This is a genomic window from Lentzea aerocolonigenes, from assembly GCF_000974445.1.
Lineage (GTDB): Bacteria > Actinomycetota > Actinomycetes > Mycobacteriales > Pseudonocardiaceae > Lentzea > Lentzea aerocolonigenes.
On the sequence record NZ_BBOJ01000039.1, the window covers coordinates 1 to 19296 of the forward strand.

Below are 19296 nucleotides of genomic sequence, written 5' to 3' on the forward strand. Positions count from 1 at the left end.
CCGGGCTCACCCCGAAACACTACGAGTCCGACCGCACGGTGCGCCGTGGTCACATCACCAAGCAGGGCTCGCGTCTATTGCGGTGGGCGCTGGTCGAGGCGGCGCAGAAGATCCCCGCCAGCGCGGGCTGGCTGGTCGCTACCCGTGACGGCATCCGGGACCGCCGCGGCAAGGGCATCGCCACCGTCGCGGTCGCCCGCCGGCTGTGCACCCTGGTCTACTTCGGCCTGCGCGACGGGCACATCCGTGCCCTGGACCCCCAGACCACCACCACTGGTTCACCGGACACCACATCACCGGACGCCGCGGCATGAGCCGCGGGCCTGGTCGTGACCGGGGCGCGGATCGCCCGAAGTCTGACCCCCACCCTCTGGTGGCGTGGTCGTGGTCTTGATTGACCCCGCCCGGTCACGGTCGCACCCCACCACGCACACACCTGCGAATAGATGACCGGCAACCAGGCAACTGGTCTGCCACCGGGAACAGACCCGGCACGGTGAACGCGACCCCACACAAAGAGCCCTCCGGCAATTTCCGGCTCGAATAGCGTGACGCGTCCAGCGACGGCGTCAAGACCCTCCGGCCCCCTCCGGGGGCGGCCTACGGCCGATCTTGACCCCGCCCGCCGGACACGCCTGCCCGCACAGAGCCGAAAACCCCGAAAACCAGCCTCAGCACGGCACTTGACCGGCCCCGCTCCTTCATAGATGACTTCGGGGCCCTTGCGAGGCGCTGTGTCGGGCGGAAAAGGTCGGATGCTTCGCACCCGCCCGATCCGAAAAGGCTAGCACCTCGCTCCCAAAGTCAAGCCCCAATCGCAGTCGTGCGTGGTTGCGTTGGGTCGTTCGGCCCACCTCATTACCGCTTGCCTGCGTTCGCATTGCCCGATTCGGCTCGCTTCGCATCGCCGCTTGCCTTCGGCTTCGCGGGGTCCCATTGACTAGTTCACCCTATCGTGCGCGGCTTTTCCTGTTATTTGTTCGTGATCTTGCGGTAGGGTAGAACACGTGATCGAAACCCGCCTCCTCTCCACAGACGAGCTGCTCCGCAGTCTCGTCGACGAGGTGACGGAAATCCGGGTTCGTGAGAATGCCGCGTTGCAGATCGTCGCCGAATTGGATCGGCGCGGAGCCGCGAGCGAGCTCGGCTACAAGGATTTGCCGAAGGTGTTGCGGCACGTCGTCCGCTGGGACATTCACGTCGCCAAGCGGTGGATCGACAACGCCGCGCTGCTGACGAATGAGATCACCCCGACCGGTAGTGAGCTCGCCCCGGTGCTGCCGCTGACGGCGCAGGCGGTGGCCGAGGGCGCGTTGTCGATCGACCACGTCGCGGCAATCGCTGCGATCATGAAGACCGTGCCTGCCGAACACGAGACCACCGTGGTCGGCTACGCGCGAGACTTCGAGCCCGTCACAGTCCGCAAGCTCGGCAAGACACTCGCCTACAGCCTCTACCAGAACGACCCGGAGCCTCGTGACGCCGAGCCCGCGCCGCCGACCAACCAGCACTTGATGCAGTGGAAGAACGGGCGGCTGGAGATCCGGGCCAAGCTGGACAAGGTCACCGGTGCGAAGTACGAGGCACTGCTGGATCCGCTGGCCAAGCCCCGCCCCGACACCGGGCAAGGCCCAGACGAGCGCAGCCGCTCCGAACGCGAAGGCGACGCCCTCGCCGACCTGGTCGACCTGATGCTGCGCGCCGACCAGCTGCCCGAACACGGCGGCGAGCCGGTCACGCTGACCGTGACGATGCGGCACGAGGACCTCGTCGAGCAGGTCGGGCAGGGCATGCTCGACAACGGCGATCACATCCCGGCCGACCAGGTCCGCCAGCTGGCCTGCAATGCGGGCATCATCCCGCTGCTGCTGGGCAGCCAGGGCCAGCCGATGGACATCGGCCGCAAGACCCGCACCTTCCCAGCAGGAATCCGCCGGACCTTGGTCGCGAGGGACCGGGGCTGCGCGTTCCCGGGCTGCGGTAGACCGCCAAGACACTGCGACGCCCACCACATCCGACACTGGGCCAACGGCGGCAACACCTCCGTCGACAACGCCGTCCTGCTCTGCCGCCACCACCACACGCTCATCCACCAGAGCAAGTGGGAAGTCAGGCTGGTCAACGGGATGCCGACCTTCTACGCACCCGACTGGCTCGACCCACAGCAAAAGCCGAGACGCAACCCGATCAACATCGCCTGACCGCCGCCAGCCAGGCCCGGCGATGCTGCCTGGCCGAAGAGGAAAAGTATCCGATGGCGAATGGGCTACGACTTTCCCCTCGCCGCGTGGCCCATTCGTCGCGCGTCGAAAATCCGCAATGGCGAAGCCGAGCCGAACCTCCCACTACAACGCAGGCAATGGCGAAGCCGAGCACCCCCAACAACCGCGATGGCGAAGCCGAGCCGGACAGGGCAATGCGAACGCAGGAAACCGGTAATGACGGAAGCCGAACAACAAACGCAACCACGCACGCTTGCGATTGGGGCTTGACTTTGGGTGCGAGGTGCTATGCTGGTTGGATCGGCCGGGCTCCTTATGCCCGGCTTTTTAAGGCCGATGTGCGCCTCGCAAGGGCCCCGAAGTCAAGCCCCAATCGCAATCGTCGCGAAGCGGCGATGACGCAACCAAAGCTCGTCATATGGCCCGCTCAACCACCAACGCAAGGCGACCAGGCCTACAAAAGGCAACCAACCCCGCTGGAACCCGCGCCGACCCACCCAAACGCAACCCCAGAAACGCAAAACGGCCCCCAGCTCCCACAGGGAACCAGGGGCCGCCGCAAACACAAGGTCAGCCGACCAACGCACGCACCCGGCGCAGCACCTCGTCCTTGCCCAACGTCCGAGCCACGGCGTGCAGATCCGGGCTACGGGTAGAGCCAGTCAACGAGACGCGAATCAGCTGCGCCGCCTCCTTGATGGAGCCGGGGTAGGCGTCCGGGTTCTTCTTGTACTCCTTGGCGTTCGGCGCGAAGCCGTGCTTGCCCGCGAGTTCGCGGATCTGGCCGAACCACTCCTGGCCGTCTTCCAGGTCCGCGTAGCCGTCGGCGAAGTCCGCGGCGAACGCGGAGATCAGGTCTGGGGACAGGCCGCCCAGGCGCTCGTCGGTGCGGTCGGAGACCAGGGGGAAGAGCGACGGGAAGAAGAAGCCGTAGGCGGTGCGGAAGTCGGACCACTTGCGGAGGTCCTTGCGGGGGTTGGCCACTTCCGGGCCGCGCTCCACTTCCAGGGCTGCCAGGGCCGCGTCGCGCTCGTCGGACAGCACGGTGACCAGCTCCGGGTCGTACGAAGCCGCCCAGGCCGAGATGCGATCAATGATCTCGGAGCCGGACAGGGTGGCCACGTAGTCGGCGGCGATGTCTTCGAGCTTCACGAGGTCGACCAAGGGGCCGGCCACGCCGCACTCCGCCAGGGAGATCGGCGACGACAAGGCATCCGCGAGAGGAAGCTCGGCCAGGCGGGCGTTCACCAGGCCCCGCATGTAGTACTGGACTGCCTCGGCCGGGAAGCCCGCCTCGATGAAGAACTCGACGGAGGCCTCGGGGTCCTTGCGCTTCGAGAGCTTGCGGCGGGAACCGCCCTGCTGCTTCATCAGCGGGGCGATGTGGGCGTACTCGACGCGCTCGAAGCCCAGGGCGTCGAACAGCTGGAGGTGGGTCGGGACCGAGGAGATCCACTCCTCGCCGCGGATCACCAGGTTCACGCGCATCAGGTGGTCGTCCACGGCGTGCGCGAAGTGGTACGTGGGCAGGCGCGGGGACTGGTCGGAGGCCTTGAGGATCACCACGTCGTTGCGGTTGGCGTCGTGCTCCAGCGGGCCCCGGATCGCGTCCACGAACGAAGTGCGCTCCCCCGCCTTGCCCGGCGAGCGGAAGCGGACGACGTACGGGCGGCCCGCGGCCAGAGCCTCGGCGACGTCCTCGGCGGTCTTGTCGCGCCAGATCGCCCAACGGCCGTAGTAGCCGGTGGGGAGCTTGGTGGCCTGCTGGCGCGCGGTGATGTCCGCCAGCTCCTCCTTCGTGGCGAAGCAGAGGTAGGCCGCGCCGGAACGCAGGAGCTCGCGCACGTAGGTCAGGTAGATCTGCTCGCGCTGCGACTGGTGGTACGGGCCGTACGCGCCGACCGCGTCCGCCTCGTCGGGCTCGATGCCGAAGTACGCGAAGGCGCGGTTGAACTGGTCGACGGCGCCCTCGACCTCACGCGCCTGGTCGGTGTCCTCGACGCGCACGATGTACGAGCCGCCGGAGTGGGAGGCGATGTCGCGGTCGATCATGCCCACGTACAGGCCGCCGATGTGCAGGTACCCGGTCGGCGACGGGCCGAGGCGGGTGACCTTCGCGCCCTCCGGCAGTCCCCGAGGCGGGTACTGCTCCTCCCAGAACGACGGCTCGGGCAGGTCCGAGGGGAACAGGGCGTCGACGACGGCACGGTCGAGCATCGCTGAGGGTCTCCAAACCGGGGAAAGAAGTTCTCCCAGGTTATCAATGCTGGACGGCGGGGAACGCCACTGGGCATGAAGGCAGTCACTTGGCACGGCAAACGCGACGTCCGGGTCGACAGCGTGCCGGACCCGGTCCTCAAGGAGCCGGAGGACGTCATCGTCAAGATCACGTCCAGCGGCATCTGCGGGTCGGATCTGCACCTCTACGAGGTCCTCGGGCCGTTCCTCACCGAAGGCGACGTCCTCGGGCACGAGCCCATGGGGGTCGTCGAGGAGGTCGGCTCCCAGGTCACCGAACTCAAACCCGGTGATCGTGTGGTCATCCCGTTCAACGTCTCCTGCAACCACTGCTTCATGTGCTCGCAGGGCCTGCAGAGCCAGTGCGAGACCACCCAGGTCCGCGAGCACAACTCCGGCGCCGCGCTCTTCGGGTACACCAAGCTCTACGGCCAGGTCCCCGGCGGGCAGGCCGAGTACCTGAGGGTCCCGTTCGGCAACTCGCTCCCGATCAAGGTGCCGGACGGCCCGCCGGACGACAGGTTCGTGTACCTGAGCGACGTGCTGCCCACCGCGTGGCAGGCCGTCGAGTACGCGAACGTCAGGGAAGGAAACGTCGTCGCTGTCCTGGGGCTCGGGCCGATCGGCGACATGGCCTGCCGCGTCGCCCTGAACCGGGGCGCCAGGGCCATCGGCATCGACCTCGTGCCGGAACGTCTCGCGCGCGCCAAGGCCCGCGGGGTCGAGACCATCGACCTGCGCGGAGCCGGCAAGCACCTCACCGACGTCGTCAAGGACCTCACCGCCGGTCGCGGTCCGGACGCGGTGATCGACGCGGTCGGCATGGAGGCTCACGGCGCGCCAGTCGGCAAGATCGCCCAGCAGCTCACCGGGCTCCTGCCGGACACGATGGCGCAGAAGCTCATGAAGGAGGCGGGCGTCGACCGCCTCAAGGCCCTCTACAGCGCGATCGACCTCGTCCGCCGCGGCGGCACGGTCTCCATAGTCGGCGTCTACGGCGGCATGGCGGACCCGATGCCGATGCTGACGATGTTCGACAAGCAGATCCAGCTGCGGATGGGTCAGGCCAACGTGTGGCGCTGGGTGCCGGAGATCCTTCCGCTGCTCACGGACGACGATCCGCTCGGCGTCGACGACTTCGCCACGCACCGCCTGCCGCTCGAGGACGCGCCCAAGGCGTACGAGACGTTCCAGAAGAAGAACGACGGCATGGTCAAAGTGCTGCTCAAACCTTGATCGGCATATCCTGCCCCGCATGGCCAAGTACATGGACGTCCACCCGGTCAACCCGCAGAAGCGCGCCATCGACCAGGCCGTGCGGATCCTGCAGGAGGACGGCCTGATCGCGTACCCGACGGACTCCTGCTACGCGCTCGGCTGCCGCCTGGGCAACAAGGACGGCATCGACCGCATCCGCGAGATCCGCAAACTCGACGACAAGCACCACTTCACGCTGATGTGCGAGAACTTCGCGCAGCTCGGCCAGTTCGTGGTGGTGGACAACGCCGTGTTCCGCGCGATCAAGGCCTCCACGCCGGGCAACTACACGTTCATCCTGCCCGCGACGAAGGAGGTGCCGCGCCGCATGATGCATCCGAAGAAGAAGACGGTGGGCGCGCGCATCCCCGACCACGTCGTCACGCAGGCGCTGCTGGAGGCCATGGGCGAGCCGCTGCTCACGTCCACGCTGCTGCTGCCGGACGAGGCGGAGCCGCTCGTGCAGGGCTGGGAGATCAAGGAACGGCTGGACCACGTGGTGGACGCGGTGATCGACTCCGGGGAGTGCGGCACCACGCCCACCACGGTGGTGGACTTCTCCAGCGGCGAGGCCGAGATCATCCGCTACGGCGCGGGCGACCCGACCCGGTTCGAGTAACTCGCTCGGGTTCTCCGGGTCATCGCGGAGAACCGGCACCCCGATCTGGTGATTTCCGGTTGCGCGGCCGGCGTCAGGTCGACTCCTGGCTGAGCGGTCCGTTCGCCCGCGCTCTCGCCGCGGCGCGGCCGTGAGGTGCGGCGACGGCCGGAGCCACCGCCGCACCACCAGGACCTACGACACGACCAGCGCGTAGTCGGCGTCGGTCGCGGCCGTCTCGACGTGACCGTCCACGTTGACGTCGGTCGCGATCACCTCGATCGTCCAGGTGCCCGCCGCGGTCGACGAGAGCAGCACGTTCTCCACGGTGTCGACGGTGTTCGCGGTGCCGCCCGACGTGGAGAAGTTGCCGGCCAGCAGACCGTTGTTGCCCCAGTACACGGTGCCGTCCGGGGCGGTGACCTTCAACGTCAGGTCGTTGACCGCAGCCTTGGTCGCGGTCGGCGAACCGGCCGGGTCCGTGTACGCCAGCGTCGCGCGCAGCGGCTGGCCGGTGGACGTGAAGGTGTACTTGCGCGACTGACCGGTCGTGAGGAGATCGGTCTCGTTCACCAGCACTGGCAGCTTCCAGCCACCTGCCTTCGCCCGGTCGTACAGGTTGCGGACCGACGCGGTGCCCCAGCCCTGGTGCGTGCGCGTCTGGTCGTGCGTGGTGCCGACGAACGTGTACTGGTTGGCGGTGTTGATCAGCAACGCCTTCGCGGTCGCGGCGTGCGGGCGCGACGCGAACACGTCACGGCCCTTGCCGGGGCCGCCGTCGAACACGCCGTCGGCCCACATCTGGAACATCAGACCGGCGTTGCCGCAGGTGATCGGCGTGGCGCCGGACGTGCCGCCGAACGACGTGGTGTAGGCCGTGTCGCTGCCGGAGGTCGTGGTGTCGATGCGGTCGTAGTAGTTGGAGATCTCGGGCTTGATGCGGCCGTCGGCGGCGGGGCCGATCGACGCGCCGCCGTTCCACTTGTCGTCCGCGCGGTCGAGGGTGTTGTAGTGGTAGTGACCGCCGACCGACAGCACGTTCTTCGCCCACGCCTGGGGACGCGAGCGGGTGCTGCCGGCGTTGCTCTGCGACTGGCAGATCAGGATGTCGTGGTCGAACACGATGCGGTCCATCTGCGCCGAGATCGAGTTGTAGCCCGTGGTGAGCGAGTCGCCCCAGCTGTTCGACTGGAACACCGCGCGGTACCGCCCGGCAGGGTCGACGAGCTGTTTGGTGTGCGCGTACCGGTCGGGGACGGTGGTGGTGCCGTAGACGGCCATGATTCCCTGGCCCTCGGGCAGTACGCCGCGGTGCGCGGACGAGACGCCGGACGCGAAGATCTGCCCGTACGTCGACGTGCCGTGGGAGTTCTCGGTGATGGCCGTGTGCTGCACCGGCGGAAGGGCGCGGAACTCCTGGTGCGTCAGGCGGAATCCAGCGTCCATCACCTCGCCGCGCACGCCCTGGCCGCGGTAGCCGCCCGCGGTCTCGACGTAGTTGGCACCGGAGGACTCCCGTGAGATCGCCATGTCCGTCTCGGGCGCCGACACGGGGTCGATGGCGATCACGGCGGGCAGCTTCGCGACCTGCGCGACCTGACCGGCGTCCAAGGTGGCCATGATGTGCTCGCGACTGTCGGACACGACGTTGACCTTGCCGCCCAAGGACCTCACCTTGTCGGCGACGACCTTCTGGTCGCGGGTGTCCTGCTCGGCCAGCGTGATCAGGTAGTCGGACGAGCCGCCCAGCGCCGCGATCTGCGGTTGCGCCTGGAACGGGCGCACCTCGCGCACGTAGTTCAGCCGCGCGACGCGCGAGGTGCTCGTCATGCGTGCGATGTAGGTGCCGTCTTGGACGAACGCGCCGAGCCGCACGCCGAGCCCCTTGAGCTGGTGGCGGTGGGCGTCGGACAGCGTGGTGCGGAACTGCAGCAGGTAAGCGCTCTCAGCCGGAGCAGCGACGGCAGGAACGCCGCTGATCAGCGCGAACGCCGATAAGACTGACAATGTTGTGCGCAGCACGAATAGAACCTCCACATCGGCAGGGGATGGAGGCGACCGGAGGTCAGTCACCGCCCGTGATCAGGACGTTACCGTGAAACACCAGGTCAGGACATCAGTCGATCGGCGGTGATCATCTTGACGGGCGGTGTAGAACAATCCCTTTGGCGGCCGATATTCACATTCACCCGAATGGTGCATCCGGGGTAACGTCCGGTCAGGTATGCCCGACATGCCCGGCAAAGCATTTCCGCGCGGAGGACGGATGTCTGTCTCACCTGAGCAGCTGATGGAAGAACTGCGCACGTTGTGCCGGGGGCGCGGTGTGCAGACTCCGGGAATCGACTTGCACGTCGGCCCGGCGCTGCGCCAGGTGTGCGGCATCGTGGAGACCGACGGCGCGGAAGCCGTCAGAACGAAACTGAAGGACTGGGTGACGAACGCGGTGCGCGGTTTCCCGGTGGAGGTCCGCAACGCCGTTCTGGCACCGCTCGGACTGCACGAGGAAGCGCAGTTCCGGTTCCTCAACGAACGCATCGAGTGGCTCGCGAAGCAACAGGACCGCGGCGCGCGCACGGTGCGCAGGAGGATGGACGCCGGACTGCAGCGCCTCGTCGAGGTGGCACTGCAGCCGGTACCTTCGACGACGCACGCGGCGCCGTCGGAACTCTGGCACGTCAAGGAGTTCGACGCGCTGCTGAAGCTGGACGGCCCGACGCCCGCCTGCACGGAACGCCGGACCGTCGTGGCTGACACCGACGGTGTCAACGAGATCATCTGGTCGATCACGATCCCCGCCCCCACGCCCGACGGTGCACCGGGGGATCTGGACGTGGAGGTGTTGCACGGGGTGGAGCTCATCGGCCACGAGCGTCCGTCCCCGCGGCGCTTCCTGATGAAGCTGCGGTTGCCCCGACCCCTCAACGCAGGGCAAACACACCAGTTCGCACTGGAGGTGCGGGTACCGCGGGGACAATCGATGCGTCCGACCTACGTGTTCTGGCCGGAGCGGATGTGCGAGTCGTTCCGGTTGCGGGTGCGCTTCGACCGGGACGACCTGCCCGAATCGGTGTGGCGCGTCGAGGAGGCCCTGGCTCGCGACACCGACGACCTGACACCTTGGCCGAGAAAGCTGCCCGTCGACGAGATCGGCGAGATCGACGTGTCGTTCCCGCATCCTCGTCAGGGCCGCGGCTACGGCGTGCAGTGGATGCCACGCGGTGCCTAGTCGGGGTGGATCAGATGTTCATGCAGAAGTGCGGTTCCACGGCTGACACCTCCCTCTCGTGGTCAGGGAGAACCGCAGTCCGAAGTCGGGTCAGAACACCGATACCGTGAAGAAACTGCCGACCACGAATCCCAGGAAAAGGCAGATCGCGGCAACCTTCACAACGGTGGCGAGTGAGCAGATCATTCTCATCGAGAAATTCACCTTCTCATTCTGACTGGCGCTTCGGGCTGATGTTCTCGCCGATGCACCAAGAGTGACTTTTCGCCAGTCGAATGAGAACGGGTTTCCTGTTTCCTCTGAAAGGATGAAACTCTGGCCCCGCTGTTACTGGGCCGTGCGACGCAGGGCCATCACGAGCAACGCGTGGGAACTGCCGGCGTGCGGGAGCATGCCCTGACGGACGAGGTCGAGCGCGCGGCAGAACGGCATGGTGCGCACGCGCAGGTCGGACTCACCGGGCCCGAGATCGGGTTCGCCCTGGGTGAGGCCGGTGGCGAGGAAGATGTGGTCGACGTGGTTGCTCAGGCTGTCCGCGCCGTGGATCTGCCCCAGCCGCTCCCACTTCTCGGCGCGCAGCCCGGTCTCCTCCGCGAGCTCACGACGTGCCGCGGCCAGCGGATCGGCGTCCGTGTCGTCGACGGCACCACCGGGCAACCGCCACTCGGTGCCGCCGTGGGTGTAGATCCACTGCCTGGTCAGCACGACGTGGTCGTCGTCCTGGATCGCGAGGACCGTCACCGATCCCGGCGCCACCACGTGGGTGTAGGTGCCGTGTCCGCCATCCGGTCTTACGACGTCGTCCGCGCGCACCTCGAACCACGGGGACCGGTGCACCACGTTGGTCGCCAAGCGCTGCCAGACCATCACCACACCAGCCGCCTCGTCGGAGCGCGTCATCACCATGACTCACATGGAACCATCGCCGACCGCTTCAATCAGACCCAGTTGATCGTCAATCTCCGGCCAATTAATGGACATTCGGTATCCAGGAGTTTCAACGCGTAGACACTCCCCGAAGAGGGGGTGAAGCCGTTGTCGCCCACGTTCGCACAGGAGGTACGCCGCCTGCGCACGGAGCGCGGGCTCTCACTAAGCCAGATGGCCGGTCTCGTACCGTACAGCAAGGGGCACCTCAGCAAGATCGAGAACGGACAGGTGCACCCGAACCCCGAAATGGCCAGGATCTTCGACAGCGTGTTGCACGCGGACGGCCATCTGATCGAACTGGCGGACGCTCCGGTCCGGCCGATTCCGAGCGATCACACCGCACTGCTCACCTACGACTCGATGTTCGACAACCACCGCGCACTCGGCCACCGGCTCAGCCCGGAGGTGGTGCTCGTCAGCCTGCGTCCGCAGGTGGACGTCCTGAGTTCCATGGCCCGCTCCGCCGACGACCCCGGCCTCGGCCGCGGCCTGTGGCTGCTCGCCGCCCGGTACGCCGAGTACGCGGGCTGGATGGAGCAGGAACGCGGCGACGACGCGTCCGCCGCGGAGCTCACCAAACGCGCCGTCCAGTACGCGGCCAAGGGCGGTGACCTGGAGCTCGAGGCCTGGGCCCTGGTCCGCGCCGCGGAGTTCGCCCTGTACCGGGGAGACGCGCACCAGACGGTCCGGCTGGCCCGCAAGGCGGGCAAGTCCCGTTCGCCGGCGGTGAAAGCCGGTGCGGCACAACGGGAAGCGCAGGGCTACGCGCTGGCCGGCGCCGCGGGCCTCTGCCAGGAGGCACTGGACCGCGCGGACGAGCTCCAGCGGACTGTCGGCGAATCCCCTTACGGCTCAACGAGTCTGGTCGACCAGGTGGCCATCGCGCGCGCCTGGTCGTTCCACGACCTGGGCCGCCACGCCGAGGCCGCCGCGATCCTCGACACCCAGATGCCGCTGATCGCCCCGACCGCCCTGCGCGCCCGCACCCGCTTCGGCCTGCGCCGCGCACTGGCCCACGCGGAGGCGGGCGATGTCGACCACGCGTGCGAGCTGGTCACCGCGCTGGTGGACGACATCCGCCAGGTGCAGTCCGCGACGGTGCACATCGACCTGACCGCGTTCAGCAGGTTGCTGACCCGCCTGCGGCCGGCGGCGGGCCGCGAGGTGATGCGCGAGATCAACGAGATCCTGTTCGCGGGCTAACCCGCGGCACGGTTCTCGTTCTCCAGCGCCTCCGCCATCTGCGCCCACGCCTCGGCACAGCCGCGCGCCATCTCCGCCACCAGTTCACGGCAGTGCGAGGGCACCCCGGACGCGACCGCGGACCACTCCCCCGACGACACCGCGTGCGCCTCCAGCCACCGCAGCACCAGGCGGCCGTGCTCGGTGAACCGCAACGACGGGTCGCGCCGCAGGATCGGCAGGGTGGCGCCCGGCGCCCTGACGTCGGCACGGACCACCGGCACGGTCGTCCGCTCGGCGGTCCGCATCCGTTCCGGCACCGGATCCATCCCCGCGTTCAACCGCCGCCGCACGTCCCTGACCGTTCCCGGGGAGACCCCGGCGGCCCGTGCGATGTCGCGCAGGGAGGCGTCGGGCCGTTGCGAGATCAGCTGCCCTGCCAGGCGGCGCCCCGCGGCCGAGTTGACCGGGCGGACCTTGCCGTCCCGCCCCACCCGCACGGCCGCCTGCCCGCCCACGGCGCGGCGCAGCACACCGACGGACTTCGCGGCGAGCCCGGTCGACGCCGCGATGGCGCGGTCGGACCACTGCGGGTGCGACCGCAGCAACCTCCTGGCCGCCGCCTCGCGGTCGGCGGTCGAGAGCGTCGAGACGTTCAGCGACACGGACAGGCCGAAGACGTCCTCGGCGGGACCGTCGACGTACTCGACCTCGACGGAACGGCAGCCGCGCAGCACCGCGGCTTTCAGCCGGTGGTTGCCGTCCACGACCCTCATCGTGGCGCGGTGCACCACGATCGGTGACAGATGAGCGCCTGAAGACGCCAGCGAACGAACGAAGTCCTCGCTGCAGCCGGCCAGCCGCGGTGAATCCGCCGGCCGCAGCGTGGCGATGTCGACGAGCATGCGAAACCCAGCCCCCCAGGCCGTTTTGTCCGCGGAACCCCCAAAGTGTCCTCGGACGATCTGGGCAGGTTACCGCGAACGCCACTCGATCGCGGGACACACGTCCATCACCATGCGCAGTCCGGCGTCCTTCGCCCGCCGGTAGGCCTCGTCGTCCACCACTCCGAGCTGGAACCAGACCGCCTTCGCGCCGACGGAGATCGCCTCGTCCACGAACCGACCGGCCTCCTCCGAGCGGCGGAACACGTCGACCGCGTCGACCGCGAACGGGATGTCCGCGAGCGTGGCGTAGCCCTGCTCACCGTGCACGGTCTGCGCCGACGGGTGCACCGGCACGATCTTCTTGCCGCGCTGCTGGAGGAACCTGGCCACGCCGTGGGCCGCGCGGGACGGGTTGTCCGAGAGCCCGACGATGGCCCAGACCTGGCAGTTCTCGAGGATCCAGTCGACGTCTTCGCGCATGTCACCAGCCTAACCGCGCCCCACGTGATGTGATGGCGGTCACAATCCGGTCGAGCTCGTCGAAAGGTGGCGCCCCCGATCGACGCCTGGATAGAACGAACCGGACACACCACAGCTGAGGAGATCGAGATGCGGTTCATGGTCATCGTCAAGGCCACCCCGGAGACCGAGAACGGCGCGATGCCGACGACCGAGGAGCTCGCCGCCATGGGCAACTACAACGAGGAGCTGGTGAAGGCCGGTGTGATGCTCGCGGGCGACGGGCTCTACCCGAGTGCCAAGGGCGCGCGGGTCGCGTTCGACGCCAAGGGCGCCACGACGGTCATCGACGGCCCGTTCACCGAGGCGAAGGAACTGATCGCGGGGTTCTGGATCTGGGAGCTGCCGTCGCTGCAGGACGCCGTGGAGTGGCTGAAGAAGGCGCCGTTCCAGAGCGGTGAGGTGGAGATCCGGCAGGTCCACGGCCCCGAGGCGTTCGAGAGCATCGTCACGCCCGAGATCCAGGCGCAGGAGGACCGTCTCCGCGAGCAGATCTCCGCGCAGTCCCAGTGACGCGGGCCCGGTGACGCGGCTCAGCGGCCGCGGCGGGGCTTCGCGCGCTTGGCGGCCTGCTTCGGCTGCCGGGCCTTGGCGGCGCCCTGCCTCGGTTGCTGCTTGCGCGGTGACTGCGGCTTCTTCGCGGCCGGCTCCGGCGCCGGGCCGCGGGTGCTGTTGACCGTGCGGCCGCGGACCACACCGATCATGTGCTCGACCAGCTCGGGGTTCTCGTCCCGGATCGGGAACGAGAACGCCACGCGGGACTGGGGCGCGTCGGTCAGCGGCACGTACTTGAGGTCCTTGCGGTGGTGCAGCCGGGCCAGCGACTGCGGCACGACCAGCAGGCCGACGCCGGCGGCGACGAGCTCGATCGCGTCCGCCGTCGTCTCCGGACGTTCGACGGGCGCCTGACCGGGCCGGGCGTCCCACGCGAGCGGGTCGTCCAGAGGCTGCCACAGGACGTGGTCCTTCAAGTCCTCAAGGGACAGTTCCCCGGCCGCCGCGAACTCGTGGTCCTTCGGGAACACCACGACGGTGGTCTCGGTGTAGAGCGGGATCGCGTGCAGGTCCTCGCGGTCTCCCGGCAGCCGCAGCAACGCGGCGTCGGCCTCACCGGACCGCACCTTCCCGGCCGCTTCGGCCGCGGTCACCTGGAGGAGGTGCAGCGGGGTCTCGGGCAGGCGGTCCTGCCAGACTCGTGCCCACTTGGCCGGCGTCACACCTGGCACGTACGCGAGCGTGAACGATCCGGTCACGTGCTGAGGCTACCGGACGCTGCCGTTACTCTTTGCGCATGAAGTCGCAGCAGACCATGAAGCCCGCCACCGCCGCCAAGAAGCTCGGCGTGTACCTCGAGGCCACGCCCGAGGAGTTCCAGGCGGGTGTCGTGTCGCGCGACGAGCTGAACGAGCTGCAGGCGAACCCGCCGGAGTGGCTGCGGGACCTGCGCCGCAACGGCCCGCACCCCAAGCAGCTCATCGCGCAGAAGCTGGGCATCTCGACGTCGGGCCTGGTTCGCGCGGGCATCACCGAGGCGCTGACCACGGACCAGATCAACGCCATCAAGGACGAGAACCCGGACTGGCTGGTGCGCGAGCGCGCGACCTACAAGGAGTTCAAGGCCGAAGAGGCGCGGCTCGCGGAGAAGGCCAAGCTCGAAGAGGAGTGATCCGCGTTCGGGCTGAGGAAAGGCCCCGGAGCGGTTAGGTTGGCTCCATGGGCAAGTCCCCGGCTGTGGAGCTCGAGGTGGAGGACCGCGTCGTGCGGATCTCCAACCCCGACCGCGTCTACTTCCCCGCGCGCGGCGAGACGAAGCTGGATCTCGCGAACTACTACCTGTCCGTCGGTGACGGAATCGTCCGCGCGCTGCGGGACCGGCCGTGCATGCTGCACCGCTTCCCCGAGGGCGTGACCGGCGAGAAGGTGCACCAGAAAAGGCTTCCGCACGGCGCACCGCCGTGGGTGCGGACCGTGCGGGTGCACTTCCCGCGCTACAACCGTCACGCGGACGAGTTGCGCGTCACGCACGTCGCCGACGTGATCTGGGCCGTGCAGATGTCCACTGTGGAGTTCCACCCGTGGAACTCCCGTGCGGCGGACACCGAGAAGCCCGACGAGTGGCGCATCGACCTCGATCCCGGCCCGGACTGCACGTTCGACCGCGTGCGGCGGGTGGCCCTGGTGGCGCAGGAGGTGCTGGCCGAGCTCGGCGCGACCGGGTTCCCGAAGACGTCCGGCAGCAAGGGCCTGCACATCTACGTGCGGATCAAGCCGGACCACGGGTTCGCGGACGTGCGCAAGGCGGCGCTGGCGTTCGCGCACGAGGTCGAACGGCGCGCGCCCGACGACGTCGAGACCACGTGGTGGCGCAAGGACCGCGATCCGTCACTGGTCTTCGTGGACTACAACCAGAACGCGCGGGACCACACGATCGCGAGCGCCTACTCGGTGCGGGGTTTTCCCGAGGCCACGGTGTCGACGCCGATCCGGTGGGACGAGATTGCCGACGTGGACCCGCGCGAGTTCACCATCGCCACCGTGCCGAAGCGCTTCGCCGAGCTGGGCGACCTGCACGCCGGCATCGACGACGCCGTGTGGTCGATCGAGCCGCTGCTGGAGTGGGCCGCCCGAGACGAACTCGAGGTTCCCGGTGAACAGTGAGCAGATGAAGTTCTCGAGCCTCGACCAGCCGTTGTTCGGGGGCGCGGTCAAGGGCGATCTGGTGGAGTACCTGGACTTCGTCGCCGACCGGTTCGTGCCGGTGCTCGCGGGGCGGCCGCTGTCGGTGTGGAGGATCCTGCGCGGCCAGGACCCGTTCATGCAGAAGAACGTTCCCAAGTACACACCGGACTACGTGAAGACGGTCGAGGTCTGGGCGGAGGCGTCGCACCGGCAGATCAGGTACGCGTTGTGCGACGACAAGCAGACGCTGATGTGGTTCGCGAACCAGCGGGCCGTCGAGTACCACGTGCCGCTGTTCGTCAGTGATCATTCTGGGGACGGCCACCAGACCCACATGGTCCTGGACGTCGATCCGCCGGAGGGCGCGGAGTTCGACGTCGTCGTGAAGTCGGCGTTCCTGATCCGCGAGGCACTCGGTCAGGCCGGGCTGGAAGGCGCGGTGAAGACCAGCGGGGCCAAGGGTGTGCACATCTTCGTGCCGCTCGAGCGGCACGACCCCGACGACGTGGCCGCGGCGACGCGGGCCGTGGCGGCACGGGCGGAGCAGCTCGATCCCGACCTCGCCACGACCGCCTACATCAAGGCAGAACGCGGCGGGAAGGTGTTCCTCGACTCGACACGGGCCTGGGGCGCCACGGTCGTGGCCGCGTACAGCCCGCGGCTGCGGGAGGGTCTGCCGATCTCGTTCCCCGTGCCGTGGGAGTCGCTGAAGGACGTCACCCCGGCCGACTTCACGGTGCGGAGCAGGTTCGACGACGACCCGTGGACGTCGCTGATGCCGGCGCCTCAGCGGCTGCCGGAGGACCTGATCACGCAGGGGCACGGCATCCCGGTCGCCCGCGTCGTCGCCATGCACGAGGGCAAGCGGCGCAAACGCGAGAAGTCATGACGGGTCGGAACCGCGCAGCGCGGCCCACCACAGTCCCAGCGCGGCGGCGACCACCGACGCCGTGGCCCAGCCCGTGAAACCGGTGCCGTCGACGTAGGCCCAGAACAGGCCGACGAACGGCGCGGGCACCAGGAGCACCGCGTCGGTCCGCAGCTGGGTGAGCAGGCCGCGAGGCGCCCGCGTCTCGGGATCGGGCCGCGCGGGGTTGTCCAGCCGCCGACCGCGCGGGTGTCTGGTCACCGGCCGCCCGGACGGGTACACGGTCACGCCGTCGATCACGGCGACCCGCCCGCCCCGCAGCTCCACCTCCGCCGGCGACGGCAGCGTCACGAGCACCGGGTCGTAGTAGACGGGCAGCCAGTGCTCGACCGGTCCCTCGATCTCCAGCCACGACCGCACCATCAGGCCCGACTGCACCCGGATCCGCCGCACCGACGCGGTGACCGGCTCGGCCCGCGCCGCGCGCACCGACAGCAGCAGGCGCACCAGACCGGCGAAGAGCACGAGGAGCACCACCGCGACGGCGAACGTCACGCCGCCCAGCGCGCGATCGGTCTCCAGCACCAGGTCCGCGCCGCCGATCGCCGCACGGTCGGGATGCGCGGGATCGAACGCCACCTGCGCCTGCTTGCCCACGACCCGGTCGCCGTCCTGGTACGGGATGCGGGCGGTACCCGACGGGAAGCGCACCTCGACCGCGCCGTCGGCGTACGAGACCACGGACCCGATCTCGCGCCCGGTCAGGGAGGACAGCTGAGCACGGCCGTCCGAATAGGACAGCCAGCAGAACAGGCCCACGACGAAGCACACGAACACCACGACCGCCGTGGCGAAGACGCCGTGGCGCAGTGCACGAACCCGGGAACGCAACACGGAAAGCTCCAAGCAGAAGCGAACGGCCCGGCGGAGGACCCGCCGGGCCGTTCGGCACCTGACCGCACATCAGCTGGTGAAGCCCATGTGGATGTAGTCGTACGGACGGTTCGCGTACGCGACCGCGCCGAAGTTGGCCACGGTGTTGCGCACGCAGACGGCGCCAGGGGCCTGGTACAGCGGCAGCTGGTGGCCCAGCTCCCAGATCTTCTTGTCGGCCTCGTTCGCGAGCGCGATGCGCTTGGTCTTGTCCAGCTCACCGTTCGCCTGGTCGAGCAGCTTGTTGACCTCTTCGCTGCCGATGTGGCCGTAGTTCTGGTTGGTGCTGGCCGGATCGAGGTAGTAGATGCCCTTGCTGTCCGAGATCGGCGTCGCGGAGGACGTCCAGCGGAAGGCGGTCATGTCGAAGTTGCCGACGTTGATGTACTGCTTGAAGAAGTCGGCGACCGGCACGGCCTGGATGTCGATCTTGACGCCGATGTCCTTCAGCTGCGACTGCGTCAGCTTGGAGATCTGGTCCGAGACCGGGTTCGGCGTCGGGATGACGAGGCGGACGACGAGGTCCTTGCCGTCCTTCTTGCGGACGTCGCCCTCGAGCTTCCAGCCCAGTTCGTCGAGCTGCTTCTTCGCCGCTTCCTTGTCGAACGCCGCGATGGCCGAGTTGTCCTGGTAGCCCTCGGTGCCGATCAGGAAGTAGTGGTTGCCGACGACCTGCGGCGCGCCCTTGAGCATCTGGCCCAGCAGCGCCGTCGCGATCGCCTTGGTGTCGATGCCCTTCATCAGGGCGACGCGGACCTTCGGGTCCTTGAGGATCGAGGTGTCCGCACCGTTGAAGGTCAGGTGCGTGTAGTCCGCCGTGGCGGCCTGACGGATCACGGCGCCCGGCGTGGTCTTCGCGCGCTGGAAGTTGTCGACGCTGGAACCGATGTCGTACCAGTCGATCTGGCCGTTGGCGAACGCGTCCGCGGTCGCGGTGCGGTCGACCTGGCGGAACGTGATCGAGTCGAGCTTCGGCTTGTCACCCCACCAGTTGGAGTCGCGCACGACGGTCACGATCTTCGCGGTGCGGTCGATCGAGCCGATCTTGAACGGGCCGGCGGTGACCTTCGGCGCGTCCACCCAGCCCTTGTTGAACTCCTCGGGCGAGTCGAACATCGACTTCGGGTAGAGGGGCGAGAAGATGCCCTCCCACTCGGCGAACTTCTTCTTGAACGTCACCTTGACGTCCAGGTCGGTCGCGCCCTTCTCGACCTTCTCGATGTCCTCGTACCCGGTGGTCGTGGAGACCTCGTAGGCCTTGTTGGTGCCGTTGAGGGCCTTCCACATGGACTCGAAGTCCTGCCACGTGATCGGCTTGCCGTCCGACCACTTGGCCTTGGGGTTGATCTTGAACTCCAGGACCTGGGGGTCGGTCGAGGCTAGCTTCGCCTCTTCCAGGTAGTCCTTGTTGGGCTCGATCTTGGCGTCCGCCGACTGCTTGAACAGGCTCGGCATGAACGTGCGCATCATGTCGGCGCCATCACCGACCGTGCCGTCGAGCTGCCAGTTGTTCCAGTTGTCCGCCATCGTGGTGATCGGCCAGTTGAAGTTGCCGCCGTCCTTCACCTTGGACGCGTCCTGCGGATTGATGTCCGCCTGACCGACAGCCTGATCCGCTCCCTTGAGCCCGGTGTCGTTCTTGGCGGGCCCCCCACACGCGGTAAGCGTGAGGGCGACCGCGACCAGCGCGGCCGCTCCCACCTTGGTACGTCGACTCACTGCCGTGAACCTCCCTCGTGCCCGGACACCATGGC

The 19296-nt window shown here is 68.3% G+C and carries 18 protein-coding genes; 10 read left to right on the forward strand and 8 right to left on the reverse strand.

The window, feature by feature from the left end; translation table 11 throughout:
* Positions 1-314: transposase (locus AOM45_RS46535; RefSeq protein ID WP_156249780.1), on the forward strand; the 314-nt coding region annotated here is incomplete at its 5' end.
* A 693-nt stretch (positions 315-1007) separates the two neighbouring features.
* Positions 1008-2201: an HNH endonuclease signature motif containing protein gene (locus AOM45_RS46540; RefSeq protein ID WP_059363048.1), complete on the forward strand. Its 1194-nt coding sequence runs from the start codon at positions 1008-1010 to the stop codon at positions 2199-2201.
* A gap of 591 nt (positions 2202-2792) precedes the next feature.
* Here AOM45_RS46540 and AOM45_RS46545 read toward each other — a convergent pair.
* Positions 2793-4439 (reverse strand): glutamate--tRNA ligase, encoded by a 1647-nt coding sequence (locus tag AOM45_RS46545; RefSeq protein WP_059363050.1) that lies wholly within the window; start codon positions 4437-4439, stop codon positions 2793-2795.
* Positions 4440-4514: 75 nt separating this feature from the next.
* On the opposite strand from AOM45_RS46545, the gene AOM45_RS46550 reads away from it, so the two are divergent.
* Entirely contained in the window at positions 4515-5696 is a 1182-nt protein-coding gene (locus AOM45_RS46550) for a zinc-dependent alcohol dehydrogenase (protein ID WP_030473382.1), read from the forward strand.
* A gap of 19 nt (positions 5697-5715) precedes the next feature.
* A complete protein-coding gene (locus tag AOM45_RS46555; RefSeq protein WP_030473383.1) occupies positions 5716-6336 on the forward strand; it encodes an L-threonylcarbamoyladenylate synthase in 621 nt (206 codons plus the stop codon).
* A gap of 174 nt (positions 6337-6510) precedes the next feature.
* Here AOM45_RS46555 and AOM45_RS46560 read toward each other — a convergent pair whose 3' ends face one another.
* Positions 6511-8322, reverse strand: coding sequence for a S8 family serine peptidase (locus AOM45_RS46560; protein ID WP_051784717.1), 1812 nt, complete (start codon positions 8320-8322; stop codon positions 6511-6513).
* A 259-nt stretch (positions 8323-8581) separates the two neighbouring features.
* Between AOM45_RS46560 and AOM45_RS46565 the strand changes: the two genes are divergently transcribed.
* A complete protein-coding gene (locus AOM45_RS46565; protein WP_030473385.1) occupies positions 8582-9544 on the forward strand; it encodes a hypothetical protein in 963 nt (320 codons plus the stop codon).
* A 327-nt stretch (positions 9545-9871) separates the two neighbouring features.
* Here the strand turns inward: AOM45_RS46565 and AOM45_RS46570 are convergent, their stop codons facing one another.
* A complete protein-coding gene (locus tag AOM45_RS46570) occupies positions 9872-10450 on the reverse strand; it encodes an NUDIX domain-containing protein (protein WP_236704086.1) in 579 nt (192 codons plus the stop codon).
* 120 nt (positions 10451-10570) lie between these two features.
* Between AOM45_RS46570 and AOM45_RS46575 the strand changes: the two genes are divergently transcribed.
* The gene (locus AOM45_RS46575) at positions 10571-11677 is read left to right on the forward strand and encodes a helix-turn-helix domain-containing protein (protein ID WP_051784719.1); all 1107 of its coding nucleotides are present in this window, start codon (positions 10571-10573) and stop codon (positions 11675-11677) included.
* On the opposite strand, the gene AOM45_RS46580 is transcribed toward AOM45_RS46575, so the two are convergent.
* Together AOM45_RS46580 and AOM45_RS46585 are read right to left on the reverse strand one after the other, a co-directional pair.
* Positions 11674-12561, reverse strand: a complete 888-nt coding sequence (locus AOM45_RS46580; protein WP_035913786.1) for a ParB/RepB/Spo0J family partition protein — start codon at positions 12559-12561, stop codon at positions 11674-11676. The genes AOM45_RS46575 and AOM45_RS46580 overlap by 4 nt on opposite strands.
* 69 nt (positions 12562-12630) lie before the next feature.
* On the reverse strand, positions 12631-13023 hold the full coding sequence (locus tag AOM45_RS46585; protein ID WP_030473389.1) for a CoA-binding protein: 393 nt from the start codon (positions 13021-13023) through the stop codon (positions 12631-12633).
* Positions 13024-13152: 129 nt separating this feature from the next.
* On the opposite strand from AOM45_RS46585, the gene AOM45_RS46590 reads away from it, so the two are divergent.
* On the forward strand, positions 13153-13575 hold the full coding sequence (locus AOM45_RS46590) for a YciI family protein (protein ID WP_030473390.1): 423 nt from the start codon (positions 13153-13155) through the stop codon (positions 13573-13575).
* 20 nt (positions 13576-13595) lie between these two features.
* Here AOM45_RS46590 and AOM45_RS46595 read toward each other — a convergent pair whose 3' ends face one another.
* Positions 13596-14315 carry a LysR family transcriptional regulator substrate-binding protein gene (locus AOM45_RS46595; RefSeq protein WP_030473391.1) on the reverse strand — a complete coding sequence of 240 codons (720 nt, stop codon included), beginning with the start codon at positions 14313-14315 and terminating at the stop codon, positions 13596-13598.
* 56 nt (positions 14316-14371) lie between these two features.
* Between AOM45_RS46595 and AOM45_RS46600 the strand changes: the two genes are divergently transcribed.
* The 3 genes from AOM45_RS46600 to AOM45_RS46610 are packed head-to-tail and all read left to right on the forward strand — an operon-like array spanning position 14372 to position 16630.
* Positions 14372-14728 (forward strand): DUF5997 family protein, encoded by a 357-nt coding sequence (locus AOM45_RS46600; protein WP_174517978.1) that lies wholly within the window; start codon positions 14372-14374, stop codon positions 14726-14728.
* 47 nt (positions 14729-14775) lie between these two features.
* Positions 14776-15720 (forward strand): non-homologous end-joining DNA ligase, encoded by a 945-nt coding sequence (gene ligD, locus AOM45_RS46605; RefSeq protein WP_030473393.1) that lies wholly within the window; start codon positions 14776-14778, stop codon positions 15718-15720.
* Between the two features lie 4 nt (positions 15721-15724).
* Entirely contained in the window at positions 15725-16630 is a 906-nt protein-coding gene (locus AOM45_RS46610) for a DNA polymerase domain-containing protein (protein WP_051784730.1), read from the forward strand.
* On the opposite strand, the gene AOM45_RS46615 is transcribed toward AOM45_RS46610, so the two are convergent.
* On the reverse strand, positions 16625-17503 hold the full coding sequence (locus tag AOM45_RS46615) for a bifunctional DNA primase/polymerase (protein ID WP_051784720.1): 879 nt from the start codon (positions 17501-17503) through the stop codon (positions 16625-16627). The two genes, AOM45_RS46610 and AOM45_RS46615, sit on opposite strands and share 6 nt — an antisense overlap.
* A 69-nt stretch (positions 17504-17572) precedes the next feature.
* Positions 17573-19261, reverse strand: coding sequence for an ABC transporter family substrate-binding protein (locus AOM45_RS46620; RefSeq protein WP_030473396.1), 1689 nt, complete (start codon positions 19259-19261; stop codon positions 17573-17575).
* Positions 19262-19296: the final 35 nt, after the last annotated feature.